Below are 24,256 nucleotides of genomic sequence, written 5' to 3' on the forward strand. Positions count from 1 at the left end.
TACAGTACCCTCAGCGTATCATCTCTGCTCCAGCTCTGCCAGTCTGGAGATAATCCGTCTTTTGCGGTAGAGCATCCGCGCAGCCTCTGTGACCTCTTCAAGCGTCTTCCGGTTGAGGTAAGCGCCGAAGAACATACCTGCGACCGGAATGGTCTGGAGCAGTTTTTTCCAGCCCCAATTGTCGCGGTATACAGTCACTACCTCCTTCCAGCCCTGAATCCTGGACACGGTCTCCTTGGTTGCGGCGAGAATGTTGCCGTCCCCGCCTGCCTGCAGATTCAGCTCCTTCAGCAGCGTGCGCTTCCCCACCACATCGGAGGAGGCGAACTGCATCACCTTCACGGTGAAGATCCGCTCCGCCTTATCGGTCGGATCGTAGCCATAACACAAGCCAATCTCCTGAATCGCCTTCAAGGAGAGGCCCAGGACGGCCGGAATATCCGCAGCCAGTGTGAAAATCCCGCCGAAGCCCGTGGTCGCCCCCTGCGCCGTAGCCGTATTCCGGCTTCTATCCGCGAGCCGGAGCGCTACGGCATCCATTACAGCCAGCGGGAACGGCCCGTCTTCCGAAGCGCCCGCCGCCCGGCTTGTCTCTTCCATCAGCTTGCCCACCTTGCGCCCGGCCACCAGATAGTTGCCGCCGTTCTGGATGTAGCCGCCCAGTTCATCGAGCAGCCGGCCTACCTTATCATGGATAACCTTTGGCGTAATTGCATCAAGCAGCTTGAAGGGCAACCGGGTAATCCGGTCCCAGATCATCAGCCTATTCTGCTCTTTCTCCCACTTGGTAATTTCCTTAAGCGCAGCATGCAGCATCTCCGGTGTCTCCGGAGGACTCCATGAACCGGTGTTGTCCGCTTCTGGCATAGGTTGTACCTCCCCTGAATGGTCTCGTCATTACCTTATAACCTTTTTTACAGCAAATGATTGCACAAGCCCCCATTCGGGCCTCGGATACCATTAACAGCAAACAGGCACTCCCGGATCAACTCCGGGAATACCTGTTCATCATAGCCTGGTTCAGGCTCTAATCCTGGGACTCGCCTGCCTGCCCATCCAGCGAAGACAATCTGCGCTTCTCTTCCTCCAGCCTCTCTTGGACCAGCTCTACCCCTTGTCTGCCGACCGAACCTTCCGGGGCATGGTGCACGGCTTCCTCAGCGTGCTCCAGGCTGTTTTCTGCCTGATCCAGCATCTGACTGGTCGGATGACTCGAAGCCTGGGTTACAGCGTTGTGCAGCTTCGTCACCGCATCATGCGCCTGATCGACCGTACTGTTGGTACGCAGACTGGATTCGTAGTGCTTCATAAGATCCTTCCCCCTCTATCACAATGTCCGTACTTCTGTAGGATGGATTAGGGAAGGAAATCTTATGCGGATTGTAGGCGCGGGGTTCACCCGGGGCGAATATCTAACTGGTAGTGGCGGGCAGCAACTGGCGCTACGTGTGAGTTGGGGGAACAGGCTGGGGTCCGCAAATCACGGTACTGGGGGCTGTGTGCGCCTGGGCGGGTGGAGGGGATTGTCCCCTTTTCGCACACTCTTTTTCCATGCGGACCGTACGGTCGTTATTACTCTCAAAACCGTGGCCTTGCGCTCCATGCGGACTGGAGAGACCTTATCCCTCCAAAAGCAAGGCCGAATTGGGCCAAATGGGAGTAATAAAGGCTCTGGAGTCCGCATGGGTTCGAAAACAGGCTGATTTCTGGAAATAACGGCGCTGGGGTCCGTACGTACCTGAGTGGCGGAGGTTATGAAGTTACAGCGCCCAGGTCTGTGTGTACTCGAGTGGTGGTGGCTATGGAATTACAGCGTTGGGGTCCATATGGGCCGAGTGGTGGTGGGCCTGGAGTCCGTATGCACCCTGGCGGGTGGAGGGGATGGAATCCTAAGCGGCGCCTACACCAGGAACATGGCGACAATCGTCATGGCCGCCAGACCCAGCAGGACCGGCTTCAGATTGCGCCGGGCCAGCTCGAACGGGCTGACGCCGCAGATCGCAGCGGCGGGAATGAGCGCCCACGGAATCAGGGTGCCGCCGCCGACCCAGATGGCGGCCACCTGCCCAAGGGCGGTCAGCGTTGCCGCGCCGGAGTGGATCGCGGCGGCGAACAGCCCGGCAATCGAGCCGGCCAGCGAGATGCCGGAGAACCCGGAGCCGTCGAGGCCGGTGATCGCGCCGATCACCGTCAGCGTTACGGCGGATGCCGCCCCGTTCAGCGGTACGTGATCCGCCAGGGCCACGCCCAGGTCGTTCACGATGCCGTGCGAGCCGTCCGGCAGCACCTTGCCGTACAGCTCGGTGAAGGCGGCGTCGCCCAGATAGAAGAAGGCGGCAATCGGGATGACTGGCCCGAAGACCTTGAAGCCGAAGATGAAGCCTTCAATAAGATAGGCTGTGATTTTTTCCAGCCCCTGCCCCTGGCCGCGATGGGCCAGCAGGGTAACGACAATCAGGATCAGCACGGCGGTTCCCCCGACCAGCGCGGTAGCATCACCGCCTTGCAGGTGAAGCACGAACATGCCGGTCACATCCAGCAGGAAGAGCAGCGGAATGGCGATGGCCAGCCCTTTTCGCAGACGGTCACTCATGAGGACTTGCCCTTCATCTTCCGTCCCCGCATCAGTCAGCGGTTCTGCTGCTCCTGGCGAAGCGACCCGGCCATCTCTCCAGGTGCCGTTCTTCTGGTCCCGCTTCATCATCCAGAATGCGCTTACCGTAGTGACAATCCCCATCACAGCAACCAGAGGGATACTGGCCTGCATTACACTGGACACCGGAAGACCGGCGGCATCCGCCGTCAGCTTCGGAGCGCCTTGAATAATATAATCGCCGGAGAGGGCGATCCCGTGCCCGAACAGGTTCATGGCTACCGCTGCGCCCAGCGCAGGCAGGCCGACCCGGACCGCCACCGGCAGCAGAACTGCCCCGACCAGCGCTACCGCAGGAGAAGGCCAGAAGAAGAACGAGGTTACCATCATAATCAGTCCGATTCCCCAGTAGGCCATCGCCGGTGTGCGCAGGAACCGGGTGAGCGGCGATACCATCGTCTCGTTGATACCTGTTATAATCAGAATCCGGCTCATCGCCACGATAATGGAGATAATCATTATGGTGCCGAGCAGCTCCTTAGTCGCATAGACAAAAGAGTTAAAGATCCCCGACACCGACCCGCTAAGCGTCGCCGTTGCCAGCAGCCCGAGCGCCAGAATCCCGGTCACACAGATCATGGTTGTATCACGCCGCTTGATCAGCAGCGCCAGAATGAACACAATAAACACCAGATACACCCAATGAATCGCAGTAAGCTGGATACCCATTAGCCATGCGCCCCCTTTCCACTTACAAATAGCAAGCAGGTGCTATATGCTATGCAGGAGGATAGGCCATTGTTCGCCTCAGGGACGCGGAGGATAGCAAAAAGACCCCCGCCTCCACATCACATGGATTCAGGGATCTTATTTGCGGATTACACGCTGTTACCGGTGCCTGCCTGCTCTTCTGGCCCGGAGGAACGCGAGCTGCTTGAGTCTGTCCTGATCGTATAAGCTGCCCGCGATTTCCGGTTGCCCGGTATGTAGATGGGTAATCTCCTGCACTGCTGCCGGTCTAGCGGCGTCAGGAAGAAGGGTGGAGGTGCCGTCCCTGTGAACAATCAGGCTATGGCCGGGCGAGGGGTACGGCTCGCGCACATACTCGTCAAGGTAGCCATAGACCTTACGCTGCATCACAGGATCTTTGCTCATCTGCTGCAGAATATTCGGAGCGATTACAAGCTCCCGCTGATCCCTCCGGTCTCCTGCATTAGTCTTCTTCCCCTTGCTGCCGCCTTTGGCTACCGCCATAATTCGGACGGACAGACCGTACCTTGCCTTGATTCTGCGTGCCTGATCCTCAATTGCCGCTCCCACAGCCGCCATCATCTCCGGGAAGCTGAGCGAAGATGACCCGGCTGAAGTGTGGTCCGCCTGTTGCGATGAGCGGGTCAGCGAAGCGGCGTTGATTCGTGATATGGGAAAATACATCGGACGTTCCTCTTCTCGCGCGTAAAGTTCAGGACAACTCTTTATCGGCGAAAAGAGGAGAATTACTTATAAAGAGGCTATTCCTTAGCCAATGCGCCCGCTGCCGCATCCTCGCCCCCAAGCCGCCCGGAGGTGAAGGAGTAACCCAGTCCAACTCCGTTGCCTACATAGGTATCATTGAAAAGCACTCCTTCAGACTCCACGCCCACGGCATACAGTCCTTTGACCGGCAAACGCTTATCATTCAGTACCTGGAACTTGGTATTGACCAGCAGACCGCCAACCGAACAGAGGTTGTTGATCTCGGCAATAACGGCGTAATAAGGCCCGCTGCTGCCCATGGGAACCAGATATTCCTTCGCCTTGCCGAACTCCGTATCAGTGCCCGTCTTCGCTGCTTCCTCATAGAGCTTGAATTCAGCGGCAAATACTCCAGGGTCCATCCCTGCATTCTTCGCCAGCTCCTCCAGCGTATTTCCCTTGAAGCCATCGCCGTTCGCTACCATGGATTCGAAGACTTTGTCGGCATCCTTCCAAGGCTGCTCCAGCGTGAACTTGTCTTTATAAGATGCATAGAATTCCGGCGGCATACCCGGCAGCTTAGGTGCCTGAAGCCCCTTCATCCCCTTGGTCTTAAGCGCATCGAGCTGCGCCTGCGAGACAATAACCAGATGATAAGCTCCGTTAAAAGCACTGGTATTCGCTGCCGCAACCGCAGTCAGCGTCGCCGCCTCATCTCTGAATCTTGCGCCCGAAGGGCCAACATTCATCAGGGTTGGCAGGTAAGACAGCATCATCGGATAGCTGGCTTCAAACGGCTCGTACTGTGTCTTCAGCTTGTCTGTAGCTCTGGCCAGCGTCTGGTGAAGCATCTGTCCGCCGAAGTTGTCCGGCACCTTCGCGCCGATCTCCCAGGACATCTTCAGCCCTTCGCCGATGTTCTGCCCAAGCCCGCCATTAAGGCCTTCGAAGCCAAAAGCTTCCTTAACCATCTCTTTATTCCCGGCATACCCGCCGGTAGCCATTACAACGCTTGCCCCTGCAATCTCCAGGGTGGTTCCGTCAGACTTCTTAGCAACGACTCCGGTCACCTCTCCGTTAGCGCCAGTCATCAGCTTCTGCGCGGTGGCCTCCGTGATCACCTGTCCGCCGCCCTTCTCTACGGATGTTGCAAGCATCTTGCGCAGCAGCTCCTGGCGGGTCTCATAAGGAGGCAGCATATGAAGCTGTTCCCCGGCGAAGTTAAGGAAGGTAGTGGTGTAGCCCTTGCCGGTCAGCCAGTCATAGGTCTCGCCCGACTTCGTGACGTACTGGCGGATCGCCGCCGCATCCACGCGCCAGTGATTGTTCACGATCCAGTCGGCAATCTCCTTCTCGACTTCTACTTTAAGCCCGCTGCTTACTGCGGCGGAGGAGTTGTAGAATTTGCCCGCCCAGGACAGGTTGCTCGCGCCGCCGATCGTCGCTGTTTTCTCGATCAGGATCACCTTTGCGCCCTTATCAGCTGCCGATACCGCTGCCGACACACCGGACGCACCTGCACCAACCACGACCACATCTGCGGACAGCTGCTCGGTCTTGCCTTCTCCCGATTTCACTACAGCCTTTGTTTTAAAAGCCTCCACATTGCCGCCCGCCTGCTTAAGCGCGTCTTCCACAGCGGTCAGAATCGCCTTGCTCGACTCGGACGCACCGCTGACGGCATCAATATTCAGGGTCTGGCCGGATAGAATCTCCTCCTTGACCTTGTTGATCGCCTCCACCCCGATTCCGGCGGTTTCGTTCTGGCTGACCACATTGATCCCGGTAATGACCGAATGATCGTCAAGAGTTACCTCAACCTGAATCTTGCCGTCCTTGCCTTCGGCCTCTGCTTTATAGGTTCCCTCTTTGAAGTCTGCCGGTACAGCACTTGTATCCGCTGGCTGTGATGCCTGCGGCGAAGCGGACGGCTGCTCTGAGGCTGCCGGTGCGGCGGAATTGTTACCGCTGCAGCCGCTTAGGAGCGACAGGACCAATACCAGACATACGGTGAATAGAAACACCTGTTTTGTTGCTTGCTTACGCATCAATTTCTCCCCCTGTGTGGTTAATGCAGCCCCGTTTCTCTCTCTAATAGGACTGCTGACTACCGCACACAGTGTAAACCTTGGTACTGTACCAAGGTCAATGAACAATATGTGAAACTTTTCTCAAAGTAGGGCGGACCCTTCATCCGATTCTACCGGGATATTAATCTCCAGATACGTTTTGCTGCCGTTATTCGTGCGCTCGGTGAACAGAATTTTACCGCTGATGTCCCCGCTAATCTTATAATTCCGTGCCTTCACATAGTCCAGCATGAACCCGAACGCTCCCCGCTCCAGGTAATCCTCGTGGCCGCTGACAATGACAGCAGAGATGCAGGTCGCCGGCTCCAGAACCTCCACGCCATCGTTCAAGCAGACCCCGAGCTTCACCTGATCCTCCGCAAGCAGGCCAAGTCCCCAGCTATACTCCAGATCCCCTAATCCACAGATACATTCGCCTGCCTTATTCTCAACCCGGAAGGAATAAAAGGTGAACGGCAGCAGCTCCATCCACGCCTGGACCGTGTCTTTGAGATCCTCCTTTTGCAGCAAATGATTCTTGTTCGTCTGCTGAATCCGGTACATGCCCGGCACCTGCTTCATCTTGCACGTATATAGGGATGCGCCGACCTGCGCCAGCTCCGACTGAATCTCCTGAATCTTGCCGAGCAGCAGCGTGCTGCGCCGGATCTCCTCCTCCAGCTGCATACCCGCAGCAGCAATCGACTCCACCACTTGCTCACACGGCGCGTCCTTGATCAACCCGGCCACATCCTGAAGTGGAATCTGCATGCTCCGGTACCATCTGCTCGTCAATAGATTCCGCGCATCCAGATCGTTGAAATACCTGTAGTTATTATGCTGATCCTTCATCGGCCGGACAATATCATGTTTCTCATATAAGCGCAGTGTATCTGCCGTCACTCCCAGAATGGATGCAAATTCACCGATTGAATACTTCATCAGCAGCCCCCCAGCTTACTTGATCGCATACGTTCATGCCTATCGTTCATGTAGTTAATGATAGAGGGTTTGGCCGGGAGACATTGTGGATTATGTCACACCGCTTCTGCCGGAGCACCGGGAGGAGCTTTTGCTGTCGCAGGTGACGGCGGCATGGTCTATACTTGAAAGATACGGAAGAAACTGACGAACGGAGGCGACTGTCATGCCCGCACAGCTAACAGACAAGGTCGCCGGCCTGCCCTTAACGCCTGGCGTATACCTGATGAAGGACGGCCTGGGCCATGTGATTTATGTCGGCAAGGCGAAGCAGCTGAGGAAGCGGGTCCAGTCTTATTTTTATAATAATAAGGGACATTCGCCCAAGGTGAAGCAGCTGGTTAAGCATATCCGCGATCTGGACTACCGGCTGACCGATACGGAGCTGGAGGCCTTCATGCTGGAATGCCAGCTGATCAAAGAGATCAAGCCGATGTATAACCGCAAAATGAAAAATCCGCTCGCCTACAGCTATATTTCCATCGTGGACAAAGCGCCTTACCGGCAGATTGAGATCGGCTATGAGCCAAGTGCAGAGGCGGGCAGCCTCGTCTATGGCCCTTATACCAGCCGGAGTACGGTGGAGAAAGCGGTGCTGGGCATCAAAGAATCACAGCGCATTCTGTGCAGCAGCCCCCATTCCCGCAGCTCCCGCTGCCTGAACCATTCGCTGGGCCTATGCATCGGCATGTGCGGAGGCGGGGAGGCAGCAGTGCTACAGTATGAAGCCGTCATAGACGAGATGATCTGCTTACTGGAAGGCAGAGACAGCGGAATTGTAGCCGGACTGGAAGCCCGGATGGAGGAAGCTGCGCTGCGGTTCGACTTCGAGACCGCCGCCAAATTCCGCGATTATCTGGGTGCCGTCCACTCGCTGCTGCAGAAGGAGCAGGTGATCGAATTCACCGGAGCGAACAAGAATATTATCGTGCTGGAGCCGGTGGACGAGCAGTCCCATAAGCTGATCCTCATCAAGGGCAGCATGATCCTCTACCGCACCCTGCTGGCTAGAGACGCGCTGAACGAGGGGCAGCTCACCGGGATGATCGCAGCATCCGCCCGGGAGGTCTTCCGCAGCAGCAGCCAGACCGCCGCTACCGAAGAGATGAGCCGCCACAAGATCGACGAGGCACAGATCATCTACAGCTATCTGAAGAGCAGCTCCAGCCATTATCTGCTCGTCCCGCCGGAGTGGCTGGACGATGAGGGTGTAACGGGGTTAGAGGAAGGGATAGCGGTACTGGTTCAGTCTTCAGTCTTGGATATGTAGCACTTGATTCTGCCTCCCCCTTAATACACCGCCTGCGGCGCAAACTGCCCGGTGCCTTTTAACGTATAGTCGTAGAATTCAAGAATTAGCCTGTTCATCGTCTCTATACAGTAATATTTATCGATATCCGCCTGCCCGCGCTGCAGCATATTCGCAAGTATCGGGGAGAACAGCGGCAGATCCGTGAGACTCAAGTGCTTGGCTCCCTCAAAATGAACGGTATACGCATCCTTGAAGTTCGGATTACCGGTCTTATTCGCTGCATAAGCAGAGTTCTTGCCGAGCTGTCTCCACACATCGTCTGTATAGATGTTCAGCAGAGGTACGCGGTAAGGCTCTTCTTTGGCCACCAGATCATTCATCTTCCGGTCATACACAAGCTCGGTGAAGAACGGGGCATCCAGATTTACGACAGCATCCACATCACTGCGCTCCCGGCCAACCGCCACGCTTGCCGCACCACCCATGGAGTGGCCGATTACGCCAATGTGCTTAGTGTCGATCAGTTGGTATACAGGTTCCTGGTCACTTCCCCCCTTATCCAGAATCGTATCGATTACCAGATTCATATCCCCGGTTCGCAGCTTCATCCATTTTTGCGTAAGGCCGTACAGCTCTTCCACGGTGTATACTCCGTCTTTATTGGAGTCGTTAACCTCACGCATATATTCTGCATTAACCATAGTGACCTTCCCGTCCGCGCCTTGTGTATAGAAGGAATGGTAAGGATGATCGATGGATACCACAACATAGCCGTGACTGGCCAGCTCCGTGAAGGTTGAAGCGTTACTCTCTCTAACCCCGAAGGCTCCATGAGAAAAGACTATCAGCGGATACTTGCCCTCCGCATGGCCCGGATACCAGAATTCCACATTCACCCGCCGGTGCTCCCCCGTATCTGTAAACTCCTCCACTCGGGTAGTGTCTGTATAGGTGTAGACAGCCGTTCTGACCTCATATTTCCCAGTTACTTCAGGTGTACGGTACTGCGGGAATAGAATAGGCGGGATAAGTGCAATTAGCAGCGCCACAGCGGTTAGCAGCCTTTTCCACACCCGGGTTGAACGCCTGGACGGTCTCACGCCTGTCTTCTTGCGGATCAGATCAACCGAGCCTTTCAGCGCAAAAACAAACAGTAATACCGCCAGTAATACCCAACTGAAGCTCCAATCGATAACGGGGGACCATGTCAGTATAACGAATACGATAAACAGGGTAATTCTAATCCAGCTTATGAGCTTGATGCGGCTGTGCATAGAGATTCTCCTTTTCGCGTTAAGTGATGAACTCATCATAAAAAACTGCGAAAAGGGTGTATACCCATTTACGGTAAGCTGTAGCTACAGGGCAATAAGATGCACAATACCCCCGCGCGGCACTCCCTACGGAATTACTCACGGATGTCCTGCTTCACTACCTTCAGTCGCTCATTAATCTGCTCCGCTTCCTTCTTATCCTTCTCATAGGACAGCAGACGGACAATGGCATAGACTACAGCGATTTGCAGGGCAAACAGAAGTGCAGCGGATACACTGGCTACAGCTCCGATCAGGCTGGCAAGGGTAATCAACAGAAGCTCCAGCAGGAGAAAATGAATAACGATTCTCACACGCATCGCCTGCTCGCTTACCTCGTCAGGAGCGTACAACATCAAGCCTGTCAATGCACCAAGCAGGGAGAAGCCCATAATCGTATAGATGGATGTCAGGTCAAAGGCGAGTTCCGGCATGAAAATCTGCCGCAGCACCGTAATGATTATGATAATGGATGCGAAGATAACCAGAAAATCGCGGATGATGTCTTTGGCAACCTCAGAACGCTTCATGCTGTAATCCCCCTTTATAATCCAAGTCTTTGTTTCAGTACGGGCACATACTGTCTTGAAATGACTACACGTTCCCCGTTATCCAGCAGTGCTGTGAACCGGCCGCTGAGGGACGGACGCACGCTCTCGATCTTGGCGATATTCAGAATCGTGGATTTGGAGGCGCGAAAACAGTTCTTGTCCCGGCACAGCTCCTCCAGCTCATACAGCTTCTGCTTCACTTCATGCACCTGGTTCTCGCTGTAGACAAACACTTTGCCATCCACAGCTTCGAAATAATAGACATCACTGAGCTTGATGCGGCTGACCCGCTCTTCCTGTACTCCCAGCAGGACCAGAGTCTCTGCCTTAAGCTTATGTACTATCTGACTGATCTCATCAGTTGCTTCATAGCATCTGATGATGATTTCCTCTTGCTGCTCCCTGCTGATTTGCTCGATGGAAATTCGGATAGGATCACCTGCGATAATTCAGATTTGAAGGTCTGTTGCCTAATTAATGTACATGATACGGGAACCGCTCCCATACGACAAATATAACTTTTACACAGGTACGCCAAAAGGCTGCCCTCCGGTTGGACCGGTCAGACAGCCTCATATGCGATGTGGAGCTTCCAGGAATGTGATGCCCTAGTCCTTACTCTGGCGCATTCCCCTGCCTGTTATGATACCGCCCTCTAGGCACGACCAGCGGGGAACCGGAGACCGGGTCAGGGATGACTGTGCAATCCAGTCCGAAGATCTCTTTGACCCGCAGGCTTGTGATGACCTCTGCGGGCGCACCCTCCGCAACTAGCCGACCGGAATGCAGTGCAAAGATATGGTCGGCATACCGGGCGGACAGGTTGATATCATGCAGTACCATGACGATGGTGGTTCCATGCTTGCGGTTCAGATCGGTGAGCAGGTCCAGAATCTCCACCTGATAGGTGATATCCAGGAAGGTGGTCGGCTCATCCAGGAACAGGATATCGGTCTGCTGGGCCAGGGCCATCGCAATCCAGACCCGCTGCTGCTGCCCGCCTGAGAGCTCATCAATATTACGGTTAGCGAATTCGGTGATATTCATAATCTCCATCGCTTCGGCCACGGCCTCGTAATCCTTCCGGGACCAGCCCCCAAGCAAGGATTGGTGCGGGAATCTGCCGCGTCCCACCAGATCGGCAACCGATATCCCTTCCGGCACAATCGGTGATTGCGGCAGCAGCCCGATGACCCGGGCCAGCGCTTTGGCCGGAATCTGCGAGATCGGCTTGTTGTCCAGCGTCACCTGGCCTGCGGTATGCTTGATCAGCCGGGCCATGGTTTTGAGCAGGGTGGATTTCCCGCAGCCGTTGGAGCCGATAATCACACTGATCTGACGATCCGGGATCACCAGGTCTATCCCATGAATAATCGTCTTATTCTCATAGCCCGCTATCAACTGCTCAGCTCCAAACACATGTGCCTTGTTCATTATAATTCTCCCTTTCGATTCATGCGGATTAACAGGAAGATCAGATAAGGCGCTCCGAGTAATCCGGTAATGATGCCTACAGGGAATCTGTACTCAAAAGCAAATTGTCCAATCAGATCGGACGCCAGGACCAGATTCACACCCACCAGACCTGCGGGGATGATGCTGGAGGCACCTGTACCCACCAGTCTTTTAGCAATCGGCCCTGACAGGAAGGAAACAAACGCAATAGGTCCGGTAGTAGCCGTAGCAATCGCCACCATACAGACAGAGCTGACAATCAGTGCAATTCGGGTCCGGTCTGTGCGGACTCCAAGCGAGGTAGCCGACTGCTCCCCCAGCTCGAGAATACTCAGATGCTTGCCCAGCAGTATGATGACAGGCGAACAGATCAGCACGATGATCACCAGCGGCGGAAGCTCGCGCATCTGTGAGCCGTTCAGGCTGCCGGTCAGCCAGCGGACCGCTGAAGGGATGTCCTTCTCGGAGCCGATCAGCAGCAGGTAGGAGATCACGGCATCCAGCATCGCCTGAAGGCCAATTCCGATCAGAATTAACCGCCCGATGGAGAAGGTTCTTCCCCTGGAGAGCACGTAGATCAGCAGCACGGTAGCAAGGCCAGCGATAACCGAAGCAACAGAGACTACAGCTCCGCTGGCTTGCAGGATCACAATACAGTATACCGCCGCCGCACTTGATCCGGAGGTAATGCCAATGACATTCGGATTCGCCAGCGGATTGCGCAGCATTGTCTGGAAGGTGTACCCGGCAATGCCGAAGGCGAATCCGGCAAAAAGACCCGCCAGCATCCGCGGCAGCCGGATCACATTCACGGCGAAGGAGACACCCCTCAGCTCTTCCCCGGAGAGTACGCGGATGACCTCCGAGGCCGGATAGACGGTATTACCGAGCAGAAGCATCGCGCAGCACAGTACACAAGCAAGTACTGCAAGCAGGCTGGTAACAATCAGGCCCCGGCGGTATCTCTGACGTCTGCCCGCCATAATGAATTCAATCGTTTCATTTCTCATAAGGATCGCACTTTCGACTTCATCGCTAATAGAATCAGGATCGGTGCCCCTACAAAGGCCGTGACCACACCGACTTCAAGCTCTCCGGGGCTGCCAATCAGCCGGCCGCCTACATCGGAGACGGTCAGAATAATAGCCCCGGTGACCGCTGACATCGGGATCACGAACCGCAGGTCCGAGCCGAGGATCAGACGGATTACGTGAGTGGACAACAGACCGATGAACCCGATAGGCCCGGCCAATGCCGTCACCGCTCCGCATAATAATACCCCCGCCAGCGCGGCGATCAGCCGCAGCGTCCCTGTGCGGACACCGAGTCCGGTCGCCACATCATCGCCCAGAGCCAGCGCATTCAGGGCCGGAGCTGTAATGAAGGCAATCAGCATGCCGATCAGCAGGAACGGAAGGAAGGTTGTAATGCCGCTCCAGGTTCCCGCACCCACACTGCCCACCTGCCAGAACCGGAACTGGTCCATGACGTAAGCGCGCGGAATCATGATGGCGGTAACCAGAGAGGACAGGGCCGCACTGATCGCAGCACCCGCCAGAACGAGCTTAATGGGCGTGGCTCCGCCACGCCCCATCGAGCCGATTCCGAATACGAATACCGCTGTAATTGCAGCTCCGGCTAAGGCTAACCATATATATTGGCCCGCAGTGCTTATGTTCAGGAATGCAATTCCGCAGACCACGAACAAAGAAGCTCCCGTGTTCACCCCGAGGATGCTGGGATCGGCAATCGGGTTACGGGTCACCGCCTGCATCAAGGCTCCCGATACACCGAGCGCCCCGCCGCACATCAGGCTGAACACCGTCCGGGAGATCCGCTTGCGGACCACGTTTGCCCCATAGCTGTCCACCTCTGGACGGAATAGCCCGTCAATCAGCTCATTCCAGCCTACATGACGGGCTCCCAGTACCAGTGAGGCAATGATGCACAGGACCAGCAGGACCATGCAGCTCACCAGCACGAGGATGAAATTCTTCGGCATATGCAATTTTAGCTTGTTATCGTCCGAGACCGGTGAACTCATCATTTTATTTTATCAATAGCTCCCCCAATTAAGGCAAGGTATTCATCAATCGTATACGCAATGGACAGTGGGTTCGGTGTTCCGGCAGCTACCAGCGGAGTATCACTGTCGATAAAAGCTACCGATCCCCGTTCAATGGCTGGGATTTTGCCGATCAGTGAATCTGCTTGGAGCGTCTTAAGCAATTCGTCATTTCCATAACCCACGATCAGATCCGCATCATACAAGGCTTCCACATTCTCGGAGCTTAAGCTGAGCGAGTAGCTGGTAGGGTCTGTAATTTGTTTGGTAATACTCTCGGGATACGTCATGCCCAGCTCATACAGGAATGCGACCCGGGAGTCCACAGGTGTATAAATATGCAGTTTCGACAAATCCTCAGCGGAGAAATTGACCCAGACTACTTTTTTGCCGGCAATCTGCGGATATTTGCTCAGCTTGTCCTTAACCAGGGCTTCGGTGTCTTTGATGAGCTGCTCGCCTTCAGGCTTCATGCCCATGCCTTCTGCGTTCAGCAGCACCTGCTCACGCCATGTCGTAGCCCAAGCAGCCGTCGGGTAAGCTACCACTGGAGCGATCTGGCTCAGTGTCTCATAGTCTTCCTTCGTCAGGCCCGAGTACGCGGCCAGAATAACATCAGGGTTGGCGTCAGAGATCGCCTCGAAATCAAGACCATCCGTATCCTGGAACACATTCGGATCGGTTACATTCAGCTCCTTGAGCTTATCTGCGGTCCAAGGCAGCAGTCCGCTGCCATCCTGCACGCCGAAGTTCGCAGCCGAGAAGCCTACAGGGACAACGCCCAAGGCCAGAGCCACATCATGGTTAGCCCACTGCACAGTAACTACGCGTTCCGGCTTGCTCTTAATGACAGCTTCACCAAGCGCATGCTTGATGGTAACCGGATAGGTCACAGCATCCTGCGCCGCTGGTGCTTCTGTGCTTGCCGCTTCGCTAGTTGCAGCTGCTGTCGGTGCAGGGGAAGGTGAAGCTGCTGAATTCGACTGGTTAGACGAGCAGCCTGCCAGCACTATAGTTAGCGCTAATGGAATGAATAATGTCTTGAAAGAGAACTTTTGGGTACGGTTCATGTGTGGACCCTTCCTTATCTGAATAGGTTTTTTATACGATAATGAGAATCATTATCGATAAATATATAGGTGTTTGGACAGGTTGTCAATGTAAAATCTGGATTCTGCGCTCAACAAAAGCCCGTAAGCGGCACCTGTTACAGTGAGCCGCTTACGGGCTTGATCTAATCCTGGCCTAATATAGAAGGTTAACTCTTGTCCACAAAATTATATGCTCTTAGTCAAGGTAATGGACTGATCGGCGTTGCCCCATTGTACGTTCCAGCCCAGCAATTCGGTGATGAAGCGGAGTGGAACTACGGTTCTGTTGTCTTCGTTCACAAAGACTTTGGCGCCGACGGATTTTCTCATGCCGTTGACTTCCATGAAGTCTTTGTTCATCCAGAACACAAGTGTGTCGTTGCCTGCCTTAATGGTAACCTGCTGAGCTTGTTTGTCCCATTTCACATCCGCCCCGATGCCTTCACTCAGATAACGAAGCGGGATGTAGGTCATTCCGCTCCAGATGAACGGCTTGGTATCCATTTGAGTTACTTTTCCGTTAATGTTCAGAACGCCGCTGCCCACCTTCATCCAGACTTTCATCATGGAAGCAGGATCTGCTGGTGTTGCAGGTGCAGGTGCTGCTGCATCCTGGAACTTATCGTTGAACTGCGTAACAATCGCATTGCCCAGCGCTTGGCCTACCCCGAACATCGTCTTGTAGCCCTCGCGGTTCGTCTTGTACGATACGTCATAGTTGCCCGCTGCATATTGCGTAAGCACCTGCTGCACTTGATTCTCGTGAGTGGTCAATGCGGATTGCCCCGCTGACTTCGGCAGGTTGCCTGCTGTAGCCGAATCAAGGAAGGCTGCAAATTCAGTGGTGAAGCCAGCGATACGCGCTTCTACTGCTGCTTTTGCCGCTGCATCATTGTTCTTCACTGCCGTTACGAAATCAGCCTGGGCATTCACATGATTCGTTACCCATATCTTCTCAAAAGCCGCTGCCCCTTCTGCACCATAGATGGAAGCAATTGCTGCCTTGAAATCTGCCGTATTCATAGCTTCGGCTGCAATCAGCGCATTGGAAGCCGCTCTTCCGTCATATTGCTCCTGCATTTGCAGGACGGACAGAGCAAAGTGTTCACCCGCTAACTGGTTGAGTGCGGATCTCAGATCAGCAGCCTTGGTATCTGCCTTGGTATTCTCGAATTTAGCAGGCATTTGCGTGGTAATCGCACTGGACAAAGCCTTGCTGATGCCGAACATCTCTGCGTAACCCTTACGGTAGGCTTCATACGCGCCTTTGTAATCACCGGCTGCATAATCCTCGAACACTTCCTGGACATGGTTCTCATGACTGCGGATAACCTGCTTCGCGGCAGCTGCCGGAAGCTTGCCCTCTGTTGCCGTACCGAGGAAATTTCCGAACTCGTCTACAAAGCCGCTTACTTTATCTTCTGCAGCTTTGACGGCTGCGGTGTCCTTGTTCTTCGTCGCCTTCACCAGATCATCGGTATACTTGTTATGTGCGCGAAAAATCCGTTCGAATTCAGCTGCACCTGCATCACCGTACAGTGAAGCAATGGCGGGCTGCATATCGAGCGCGTTCTGATCAAGCGCCTGGTAGGCCGCTGCCGCATCCTTGGTACCGTCATAGGCCTTCGTCATCGCGGTTACGGCAAGGGTGAAATGCTCGGAGAGCAAATAATCCAGGCCCGCTCTCAGCTCTGCAGCCGGTGTATTCACCGAAGCCTTCATCATTGTGTTACCCGGCATTGTTGCTGCACCTGCCAGTGCCGGCATCATCAAGGTCAAGCTCAACATCGGGACGACCAGTTTCTTCATCTTCATCTCACTTCACTCCTTAGGTTGGTTTCATATGTGGTGTTCACGTTGCCTGTTTGTCTGTACATACACTGAAACGCAGGGGATTCAGGTTTGGATCACAATCTCGGCTAAAAAAATAAACACTCCCCTCAACCTTCGCCCCCCAATCGGCTTGTATCTCCAGCCGCAGCGCGGCTTACACCGTATTTTGCTCCCTATGATCTACATCCGGCCCGCGCGTCTACCGCTCAGATCATGCAAACGCAAAAAAAGGCTGCCTGCCGGTTGCCGAACACCCGGTATAGGACAGCCTCTTCTCATAGCAGGCCCTGCCAGAGTATAACTGGCGGGCTTACTCAACCAACAGTGATTAACCCAGCAACGCGCGTACGCCCTCACTCAGCGGGGTAAGCGGACGGTTCAGCAGCTTCGCGAGGTCGCCGCTCTCGATATTCAGCGCGCCATCACGGATGGCTGCCTGAATGGCAACGACGATCGGCAGCGCCGCTTCCGGCACGCCTGCACCGGCCATAATCTTCGCATAGGCGGTGTCATCCACCTGCTGTACGGCAACTTCTTGGCCCAGAACCTCGCCAACTACCGCTGCCAGCTCTGCCTGGGTAAGTGGAGTACCGGACAATTCGTAGATGACACTCTCACGGCTCTCTCCAGCCAGAACAGCAGCAGCCGCTTCAGCATAATCGCCGCGTGTAGCCCAGCCTACCTTGCCGTCTCCGGCGGAGGTCAGCCAAGGAGCACCGGCCTTCACGGCCTGAATGGAGCCGACTTCATTCTCCAGGTACCAGTTGTTGCGCAGGAACGCATACGGAATACCTGATTCACGGATGAACTCTTCTGTCGCACGGTGTACCGGCGCCAGGAACAGGGAGCTGTTATCGGCCTCGCCTACACTGGTGTAGACGATGAAGCCTACACCTGCACGGACAGCTGCGTCTACAGCTGCCTTATGCTGGCGGATACGGGTGTCGTTGTCGCCGTCAGCCGAGACGATCAGCAGGCGCTCCACTCCGGCAAAAGCGGTATCCAGCGTCTCCGGCTGATCGAAATCACCATGACGCACATCTACGCCGCGGGCCTTCAGTGCTTCTGCCTTCTCCGGGTTTCTGACACTGGCTACAATATTCTCAGCGGGTACGGTCTTCAGCAGAGTCTCTGCTACGATGGAACCAAATTTACCTGTTGCTCCTGTTAATGCGATTGTCATCTCATATTCCTCCATTTGGGTTCTTGTATTTCAATCTCAGCTATAAGCTCTCGTTGACATCGGCAATCATCACTCATGTAACCATTGTAGTTACAAGTTGGCCGGATGTCAAATAGATTATAGGATTCACCCAACTGTCTTAAAATATCGGTAGATCTGCTCCAGCTTCTTGATCTGCTTCCCCTTCTTGCTCTCCATGTTACCGAACTCGAAGAACTTCACCTTACGGATGCCCACATAGTTGAACAGGGCCTTGCGCATCAGAATCTTATGCGAGTTCCCCAGCCACAGCAGCGGGTAGTGGGTGGGCCCCTTCATGCTGGAGATGCAGACCACGCTCTTCCCCTTGAGCAGCCCCTCCGGCAAAAGCCCGCCCTTATCCCGGTAGGCGAAGCCCGATGCGAACATCCGGTCGATGTAGCCCATCAGCATCGCTGGCGGGCGTCCCCACCAGATCGGATAGACCAGGACGATCTGATCGGCCCACAGCAGCTGCTCCCTGTACTCTGCCAGCTCCGGTTCCCGGTACATATCCCGTCTGCGCCGATTCTCGTGGAACACCAGCACCGGATCGAATCCGGCCTCATACAGATCAAGTACCTTGACTTCGGTAATCTTCGCATTCTCCTTGCTGCCGCGCAGTACTTCCTCCAGGAAGGCATAGCTCAGGCTCTTATGGTTCGGATGGGTGTAGATCACAAGTGTATTCATCAGTGGTATTCCCCTTTAGTTGTCATTTGATAACCAAAACATAACACAGCCGTAAATTACTTGTCAAATGATAATTGTTTTTTGATAATTATTCTGGTATCGTGACCTCTGAGGTGATCTTATGGACAACAACCATCTATTTCAGAAATTCATAGCCTTTACTGCTGCCGTCCATCAAATAACAAACGATATTTCCAGAGATGTGAACTCAGACGGCTTAACGCCGCTGCAATATAAGATTGTCGAGTATATCGCCGTCAGCCAGCCTGTTACGCTCAGCGAGATCAGCGACTGCATGAACATGTCGATGCCCAATACCAGCCGGGAGCTGAAGAAGCTCAGCGAGAAAGGGCTATGTACCCGCATCACCGACCCCGCTGACCGCCGCAGGCAGGGAATTACGCTCTCCGCCGCAGGCGCGGCGTTGATGAATGAGGCCTTCGGACAGATCGCTGTCCGGTTCGAGCAGCGTATTGCGGCCCTGAGCGCTGAGGAACGCAAAGAGACCGAGCAGGCGCTCGATCTCTTGCAGCAGAAGGTATTTTATTTGAGCTAAGAATACATCCTATCTCCATACATAAGCGGTTATTTCACAGCGACGCCCTTTGCGGGAATCTCCGCAGGGATCTCTTCCTTCCGCCGGATGAAGAAGGACAGGATCAATGCAACCACTGCGGCTCCTGTCGTGACCATGGAAGCTACATTCATCCCGTGAATTAAGCTATGGACATTGCCCGTCTGCTTCAAGCCGCCGCCGCTGTAAGTCATTATAGTGACAAGCAGGGCGGTTCCGATGGAACCAGCGACGGTACGCAGGGTGGTATTCACGGGAATCCCGTGGCGGATCAGGGCGGGCGGCAGGGAATTCATTCCGCTGGTGATGACAGGCAGCAGGGTAAGGCTGACGCCGACCATCCGCAGAGAGTAGCCAACCATAAGGAACGTATAGGACGTATGCTCCGTCAGATTCGAGAACAGTAATGCAGAGATGACCGTCAGGCTGAGTCCGGTAATTACCATCGTTCTGGCACCTATTTTATCAAATAACTTCCCCGCTATAGGCGACATGATACAGATCAGAATTGCGCCAGGCAGCAGCATCAGACCCGACTTCAGCGCGGAGTAGCCAAGCATGGTCTGCATATAGAGCGGCAGCAGCAGCTGCGCGCTCAGCATGATAATCATCAGAATCATACTGATTACAGTAGCCATAGTAAAAGCAGAACTGGTGAACACCCGCAGCTCCAGCAGAGGATTCTCCATCGTCAATTGCCGCCAGACGAAGAGTCCGAGCGCAATGAAGCCAACTGCGAGGGAGATCAGCACCTCGGTGCTCCCCCATCCTTTGCTGCCGGAGACGCTGAAGCCATACAGCACGCCGCCGAAGCCGAGCGAGGACAACGTCATGGATAAAGCATCGGCTTTGCTTTTCACCTGTGGCGTAACGTTCTTCACGAGCAATACCCCAAGGAGGGTGAGCAGCAGCGAGCAAGGGGCCAGAATATAGAACAGCAACCGCCAGGAATGATTCTCCACGAGCCAGCCGTTCAGCACAGGTCCGATCGCCGGAGCGAAATTAACCGCAAGCCCGATCATCCCCATCGTGAACCCCCGCCGGGCAACCGGGATCAGAATGAACGTCAGTGTCTGCACCAGGGGGAGCATGATGCCCACACCAACCGCCTGCACGACTCTTCCCGTGAGCAGCAGGCCGAAGCCCGGAGACACCGCGCACAGAAGCGTTCCCGCGCTCAGCATCCCCATGGCGAAGACGAATACCTGCTTGGTGGTGAACCGCTGAATAAGAAAAGCCGTAATAGGAACTACAATGCCCGTAACCAGGGCAAAAGCGGTCGTTAACCACTGCACGGTACTCGCAGATATCCGGAACTCGCCCATAATGTTCGGCAGTGCCGTATTCAGCGAGGATTGATTCAGCAGCCCTGCCATAGTTCCGATAATTAGAATAGCCATGATAAGGATCGTGCCCTTCGGTGCCTTTTCCATTTCCGTTCCCCTCCACTACTTAAAATCTGCAATAATAAAAATCTGCAATTCCGCCCGGCTTAGGTCTGGTCGGCATACCGCCACCAGGCAAGCGTGCCTATGAGGCCAACAGCGCCGGTGAGAAACGGAAGCATACGGCTAACCAGCTCCAGATGTGTGCTCTCCTCTCCTGAGGCACCGCTGAGCAGTCCGGGAATAGCCCACGGAATATACTCTACAATGCCCAGCGCCCCGCCGAACTGAGCGATCACAATGGTAAGCAGGACGATGCCCAGGGGATACAGGAAACCGCGCCCGATACAAGCCATCCACGCTACAGGGATGCTCAGAACAATCACCATGAGACAGATCTGTGCGTACCCGCTGAATCCCTGAACAATGACCTCCAGACTCCATCCGTCCAAGCCGGTAAGCCATGCCGTGATGCACCCGGATATGAACATGAACAAGGATAGAACTTCACATAATAACGTAGCAACAACAATCTTCGCAGCGGCCACCCCATACCGGGACAGCGGCAGGGCCAGCAGGTCCTTCACCGTGCGGTCGGAATATTCCCGGCCGAAGCTCCAGCTGTACACGAACCCGAAGCCGATCAAGCCTCCCATGGAGACGATAATACCCAGCTCCTTCAGAAATCCTGCCATATTGATCTCACCCTCAAAGGCGCTCTGGGAGCCAATGGTCCCGGAGAACACCAATCCGACCATTACCGGCACCAGGATGCTGACCACCAGCGAGATCACGAACAGCCTGGAACGGCGAAGCTTCAAGACCTCCACCCACAGGGCCGATAGCCATTGATTCATCCTCTCACTCCTCCTTCAGATCCAATGACTCTTAGAAAATAATGCTCCAAATCCTCTTCCTCCACCTGTATCAGCGTAGGCGGCATATCCGCATACACCAGCAGCTTGGAGATATGTTCCGGATTCGTTACGGCTCGTTCTTCCTGAAGCAGCAGTGTGCCCTCTGCGTTCTGTTGCACAGCATAGCCTGCTTGAGTCAGCCTGCTGCGCGCGCTTGCCGGATCGCGGGTCTGCACCAGCAGACTCCTGCGGAGCAAGGGATGAAGATCCTCCACATCCGTCTCTTGCAGCAGCTTCCCTTGATGCACGATGCCAATTCTGCTCGTCAGCCTGGAGACTTCGCCAAGAATATGGCTGGAGATAAAAATCGTCACTCCCTGATCCGCCGCAAGGTCCCGGAGCAGCTCCCGCACCTCCACAATCCCCGCCGGGTCAAGCCCGTTCGTCGGCTCATCCAGAATCAGCACCTGCGGATGATGCAGCATGGCCTTGGCGAGACCCAGCCGCTGCCCGTTACCGAGGGAGAGCGTCCCGGCTTTGCGGTCCCGGTAAGCGGTAAGCTGGAGCCTGTCGATAATACTGTCAATGGCAGAGCGGTCCGGGATGCTCCGCAGTCTGCGGATAATCTCCAGATTCTCGCGGACCGTAAGCTCAGGATAGGAGTAGGGAGTTTCGACCATGTACCCCACCTCCGCCCACAGCTTATGGCTGCCCGCATCGACCCGCCGTCCGAACAGGTAGGCCGAACCGGAATCGGGGCGGATCATGCCCAGGAGCATGCGGATGGTTGTTGTTTTGCCTGCTCCGTTCAGTCCCAGGAATCCGTAGATTTCGCCCGGGTTGACCTCAATTGACAGCTGATCTACAGCATGATGGCTGCCGAAATGCTTGGTTAGTCCTTCTGTCTGAATGATTGCGGTCATCATCATCACTCCTATGCTTTGTTTAAAACTAACTAGTTGTTTATATTTAGTCCAAAGAAACAGCCGCCCTTACAGTAAAGACGGCTCCATGACGCCATGGATAATAAATTGCACAATCTGCTGTGTGGTCTGTTCTCTAATCTGCGGAGAGTCCGGGCTGCCGAACAAGTGCTCAAACCTTGAAGACGACTGCAGTGTCATAGCAATCACGTTCATGATCAGCATCGGAAAGAGCGCGGGGTCCAGATCCTGACGAAGGATACCGTTCCTCTGGGCGGCCATGGCAAGTTCATGCATCTGAGGATCATCTTCCGGACGGTAGGTAATCTGATTCCAGGTCTTCCAGCCCTCCGCAGCTTCCCAGAAGAGGATTCTCAGGTAACTCCGGTGCTCCAGCAGGAAGGAGACGGTCTGACGGGTCCAGTACTCCAAGAAAGTCTTGAAAGCGGACGCGTCCTGTAGTACCTGCTCATCCTTCAGCAATTCGCTGATGAACGAGCCTGTGATCTGTTCGCCAGTCTGGTCCGCCCGCTTAACCACTTCCGTATATAGCCCTAGCTTGTCGCCATAATACTGATAAATCAGGCTTTTGTTGTACCCGGATGCCTTCGCGATGGCATCAATCCGTGCCGCTGAGTAGCCGGACTCGGCAAAGATCTCCTCTGCTGCATCCAGAATAATCCCCCGGGTGCGGGCGGCATCGTATATTTTGGCGTTGCGTTTGCCCCCTGTTGTGGTTATGGTTTCCATCTCCTTTTTTCTAACTAACTGGTTAGATTATAGTCTGTACCTTTGCGGACGTCAAGCGGGGCTCTTGCAGGCCTTGTCTGCTAACCGTTACCAACAATTGGCACAGAACCAATTCACACCAATAACGTCTAACAGGAGAGAGTTAAATCTATCCATAAGGTGATGAATCCATGACAACAAGAACAACTATGCTGCTGTCTCTGCTTGGACTGGCCCTGTTATTACCAGACCGCGTCCATGCAGATGCAGCCCCTTCACCCCAGCCCATCTCCATCTACCTGGACGGGCAGCAACTTCAGCCGGAGACCCGGCCGCTGAACATCGGGGGGACCGTACTGGTTCCTATGCGCGGCTTGTTCGAAGCCCAGGGGGCTGAGCTCTCTTGGAACAATGCAAGCAAGACGGTAACTGCCGTCAAAGGCGGAACTGCACTCACCTATACCTTAGGCTCGTCCACAGCTCTGCTGAACGGGAAGACCGCTCAGTTGGCTGTGCCGGGGCAACTGTCGCAAGGCTACAGTATGATTCCCCTGCGCTTCATCAGTGAAGCCCTAGGTAGCCAGGTGAGCTGGGAGCCGGCTTCGGGCTCCGTCATGATCTCCTCGGCAGCCGCCTATGAGACCTCGGTCACATGGGGGGTCAATCTTCGCAGCAGCCCGGATGCCGGTAGCAGCGCCACTAGTCTAGGCCTGCTGCCCGCCGGAAGCAAGGTCCATGTCATCCGTGAGGTTAATGCCCTCTGGCTGGAGGTGCGGACTGCGGATAATGGGAGAGGATATATCTCCTCCAAGCCGAAATTTACGGATTACAGAAGCCCTTCCCTGCTGCAGAAGCAAGGGGAAGCGCTGATCGCCTCCGGTCAACAATACCTGGGTGCCCCTTATGAATTCGGCGCTTCTCCTGACCAGACGGATACATTCGACTGCTCTTCTTTTGTGAAGCGTGTATTTGGGGATATGCTCGGAGTTGAGCTTCCCCGTGTCTCCTACGATCAGGCACAGGAAGGCCGGAAGGTTGGCATGGACGAGCTGCGCACCGGAGATCTGCTGTTCTTCACCGCCAGAGGTCTTGACATCGGACACGTAGCCATCTACGCCGGATATAACCGGATACTGCATACCTACTCCAAGGAGCAGGGTGTACATATGGAGGATTTCGGCAGCAAGTGGAAGCAGCGGTTTGTTACCGCGCGGCGGATTCTATAACGGGGGAGAG

23 protein-coding genes are annotated in these 24,256 nt (G+C 54.9%); 3 read left to right on the forward strand and 20 right to left on the reverse strand.

The window, feature by feature from the left end:
- Positions 1 to 18: 18 nt before the first annotated feature.
- The 6 genes from NST43_RS29800 to NST43_RS29825 all read right to left on the reverse strand — a co-directional run bounded on the left by NST43_RS29800 (position 19) and on the right by NST43_RS29825 (position 7,059).
- Entirely contained in the window at positions 19 to 867 is an 849-nt protein-coding gene (locus tag NST43_RS29800; protein WP_339221011.1) for an EcsC family protein, read from the reverse strand.
- A gap of 160 nt (positions 868 to 1,027) precedes the next feature.
- On the reverse strand, positions 1,028 to 1,309 hold the full coding sequence (locus NST43_RS29805) for a hypothetical protein (RefSeq protein WP_339221013.1): 282 nt from the start codon (positions 1,307 to 1,309) through the stop codon (positions 1,028 to 1,030).
- Positions 1,310 to 1,900: 591 nt separating this feature from the next.
- Positions 1,901 to 3,322, reverse strand: a complete 1,422-nt coding sequence (locus NST43_RS29810; RefSeq protein ID WP_339221015.1) for a hypothetical protein — start codon at positions 3,320 to 3,322, stop codon at positions 1,901 to 1,903.
- 159 nt (positions 3,323 to 3,481) lie between these two features.
- The gene (locus NST43_RS29815) at positions 3,482 to 4,027 is read right to left on the reverse strand and encodes a hypothetical protein (RefSeq protein ID WP_339221017.1); all 546 of its coding nucleotides are present in this window, start codon (positions 4,025 to 4,027) and stop codon (positions 3,482 to 3,484) included.
- Positions 4,028 to 4,104: 77 nt separating this feature from the next.
- Positions 4,105 to 6,096, reverse strand: coding sequence for an FAD-dependent oxidoreductase (locus NST43_RS29820; protein WP_339221019.1), 1,992 nt, complete (start codon positions 6,094 to 6,096; stop codon positions 4,105 to 4,107).
- Positions 6,097 to 6,219: 123 nt separating this feature from the next.
- Positions 6,220 to 7,059 (reverse strand): MerR family transcriptional regulator, encoded by an 840-nt coding sequence (locus NST43_RS29825; RefSeq protein ID WP_339221021.1) that lies wholly within the window; start codon positions 7,057 to 7,059, stop codon positions 6,220 to 6,222.
- 205 nt (positions 7,060 to 7,264) lie between these two features.
- Here NST43_RS29825 and NST43_RS29830 point away from each other — a divergent pair, with 205 nt between their 5' ends.
- Complete coding sequence (locus tag NST43_RS29830) at positions 7,265 to 8,368, forward strand: UvrB/UvrC motif-containing protein (RefSeq protein WP_339221023.1); 1,104 nt, start codon at positions 7,265 to 7,267, stop codon at positions 8,366 to 8,368.
- Positions 8,369 to 8,388: 20 nt separating this feature from the next.
- Here the strand turns inward: NST43_RS29830 and NST43_RS29835 are convergent, their stop codons facing one another.
- The 10 genes from NST43_RS29835 to NST43_RS29880 all read right to left on the reverse strand — a co-directional run bounded on the left by NST43_RS29835 (position 8,389) and on the right by NST43_RS29880 (position 18,552).
- On the reverse strand, positions 8,389 to 9,624 hold the full coding sequence (locus NST43_RS29835) for a dienelactone hydrolase family protein (RefSeq protein ID WP_339221025.1): 1,236 nt from the start codon (positions 9,622 to 9,624) through the stop codon (positions 8,389 to 8,391).
- A gap of 134 nt (positions 9,625 to 9,758) precedes the next feature.
- On the reverse strand, positions 9,759 to 10,193 hold the full coding sequence (locus NST43_RS29840) for a DUF3021 family protein (RefSeq protein ID WP_339221027.1): 435 nt from the start codon (positions 10,191 to 10,193) through the stop codon (positions 9,759 to 9,761).
- A 14-nt stretch (positions 10,194 to 10,207) separates the two neighbouring features.
- Entirely contained in the window at positions 10,208 to 10,663 is a 456-nt protein-coding gene (locus NST43_RS29845; RefSeq protein WP_339225559.1) for a LytTR family DNA-binding domain-containing protein, read from the reverse strand.
- Positions 10,664 to 10,829: 166 nt separating this feature from the next.
- Entirely contained in the window at positions 10,830 to 11,648 is an 819-nt protein-coding gene (locus tag NST43_RS29850; RefSeq protein ID WP_339221029.1) for an ABC transporter ATP-binding protein, read from the reverse strand.
- Positions 11,648 to 12,679, reverse strand: a complete 1,032-nt coding sequence (locus tag NST43_RS29855; protein WP_339221031.1) for an iron chelate uptake ABC transporter family permease subunit — start codon at positions 12,677 to 12,679, stop codon at positions 11,648 to 11,650. Before NST43_RS29855 ends, NST43_RS29850 begins: the two co-directional genes overlap by 1 nt.
- Complete coding sequence (locus tag NST43_RS29860) at positions 12,676 to 13,716, reverse strand: iron chelate uptake ABC transporter family permease subunit (RefSeq protein WP_209986744.1); 1,041 nt, start codon at positions 13,714 to 13,716, stop codon at positions 12,676 to 12,678. The genes NST43_RS29855 and NST43_RS29860 overlap by 4 nt, the downstream gene beginning before the upstream one ends.
- A complete protein-coding gene (locus tag NST43_RS29865; protein WP_209986745.1) occupies positions 13,713 to 14,804 on the reverse strand; it encodes an iron-siderophore ABC transporter substrate-binding protein in 1,092 nt (363 codons plus the stop codon). The genes NST43_RS29860 and NST43_RS29865 overlap by 4 nt, the downstream gene beginning before the upstream one ends.
- 207 nt (positions 14,805 to 15,011) lie before the next feature.
- The gene (locus NST43_RS29870; RefSeq protein WP_339221034.1) at positions 15,012 to 16,640 is read right to left on the reverse strand and encodes a copper amine oxidase N-terminal domain-containing protein; all 1,629 of its coding nucleotides are present in this window, start codon (positions 16,638 to 16,640) and stop codon (positions 15,012 to 15,014) included.
- Positions 16,641 to 16,986: 346 nt separating this feature from the next.
- The gene (locus NST43_RS29875) at positions 16,987 to 17,841 is read right to left on the reverse strand and encodes an SDR family oxidoreductase (protein WP_339221036.1); all 855 of its coding nucleotides are present in this window, start codon (positions 17,839 to 17,841) and stop codon (positions 16,987 to 16,989) included.
- Between the two features lie 126 nt (positions 17,842 to 17,967).
- Positions 17,968 to 18,552: an NAD(P)H-dependent oxidoreductase gene (locus NST43_RS29880; protein ID WP_339221038.1), complete on the reverse strand. Its 585-nt coding sequence runs from the start codon at positions 18,550 to 18,552 to the stop codon at positions 17,968 to 17,970.
- A 121-nt stretch (positions 18,553 to 18,673) separates the two neighbouring features.
- Here NST43_RS29880 and NST43_RS29885 point away from each other — a divergent pair, with 121 nt between their 5' ends.
- Positions 18,674 to 19,108, forward strand: coding sequence for a MarR family transcriptional regulator (locus NST43_RS29885; RefSeq protein WP_339221040.1), 435 nt, complete (start codon positions 18,674 to 18,676; stop codon positions 19,106 to 19,108).
- Positions 19,109 to 19,137: 29 nt separating this feature from the next.
- On the opposite strand, the gene NST43_RS29890 is transcribed toward NST43_RS29885, so the two are convergent.
- The 4 genes from NST43_RS29890 to NST43_RS29905 form a co-directional block, all read right to left on the reverse strand.
- Positions 19,138 to 20,559, reverse strand: a complete 1,422-nt coding sequence (locus tag NST43_RS29890; protein WP_339221041.1) for a DHA2 family efflux MFS transporter permease subunit — start codon at positions 20,557 to 20,559, stop codon at positions 19,138 to 19,140.
- Positions 20,560 to 20,618: 59 nt separating this feature from the next.
- Positions 20,619 to 21,368, reverse strand: a complete 750-nt coding sequence (locus NST43_RS29895; RefSeq protein WP_339221042.1) for an ABC transporter permease — start codon at positions 21,366 to 21,368, stop codon at positions 20,619 to 20,621.
- On the reverse strand, positions 21,365 to 22,291 hold the full coding sequence (locus tag NST43_RS29900) for an ABC transporter ATP-binding protein (RefSeq protein ID WP_339221044.1): 927 nt from the start codon (positions 22,289 to 22,291) through the stop codon (positions 21,365 to 21,367). Before NST43_RS29900 ends, NST43_RS29895 begins: the two co-directional genes overlap by 4 nt.
- Positions 22,292 to 22,360: 69 nt before the next feature.
- Positions 22,361 to 23,041: a TetR/AcrR family transcriptional regulator gene (locus NST43_RS29905; protein ID WP_339221046.1), complete on the reverse strand. Its 681-nt coding sequence runs from the start codon at positions 23,039 to 23,041 to the stop codon at positions 22,361 to 22,363.
- A gap of 170 nt (positions 23,042 to 23,211) precedes the next feature.
- Here NST43_RS29905 and NST43_RS29910 point away from each other — a divergent pair, with 170 nt between their 5' ends.
- Positions 23,212 to 24,246, forward strand: a complete 1,035-nt coding sequence (locus NST43_RS29910; protein ID WP_339221047.1) for a stalk domain-containing protein — start codon at positions 23,212 to 23,214, stop codon at positions 24,244 to 24,246.
- The last annotated feature ends 10 nt before the right edge of the window (positions 24,247 to 24,256 follow it).

The organism is Paenibacillus sp. FSL H8-0332 (genome assembly GCF_037963835.1).
GTDB classification, from domain to species: domain Bacteria; phylum Bacillota; class Bacilli; order Paenibacillales; family Paenibacillaceae; genus Paenibacillus_AQ; species Paenibacillus_AQ rhizoplanae.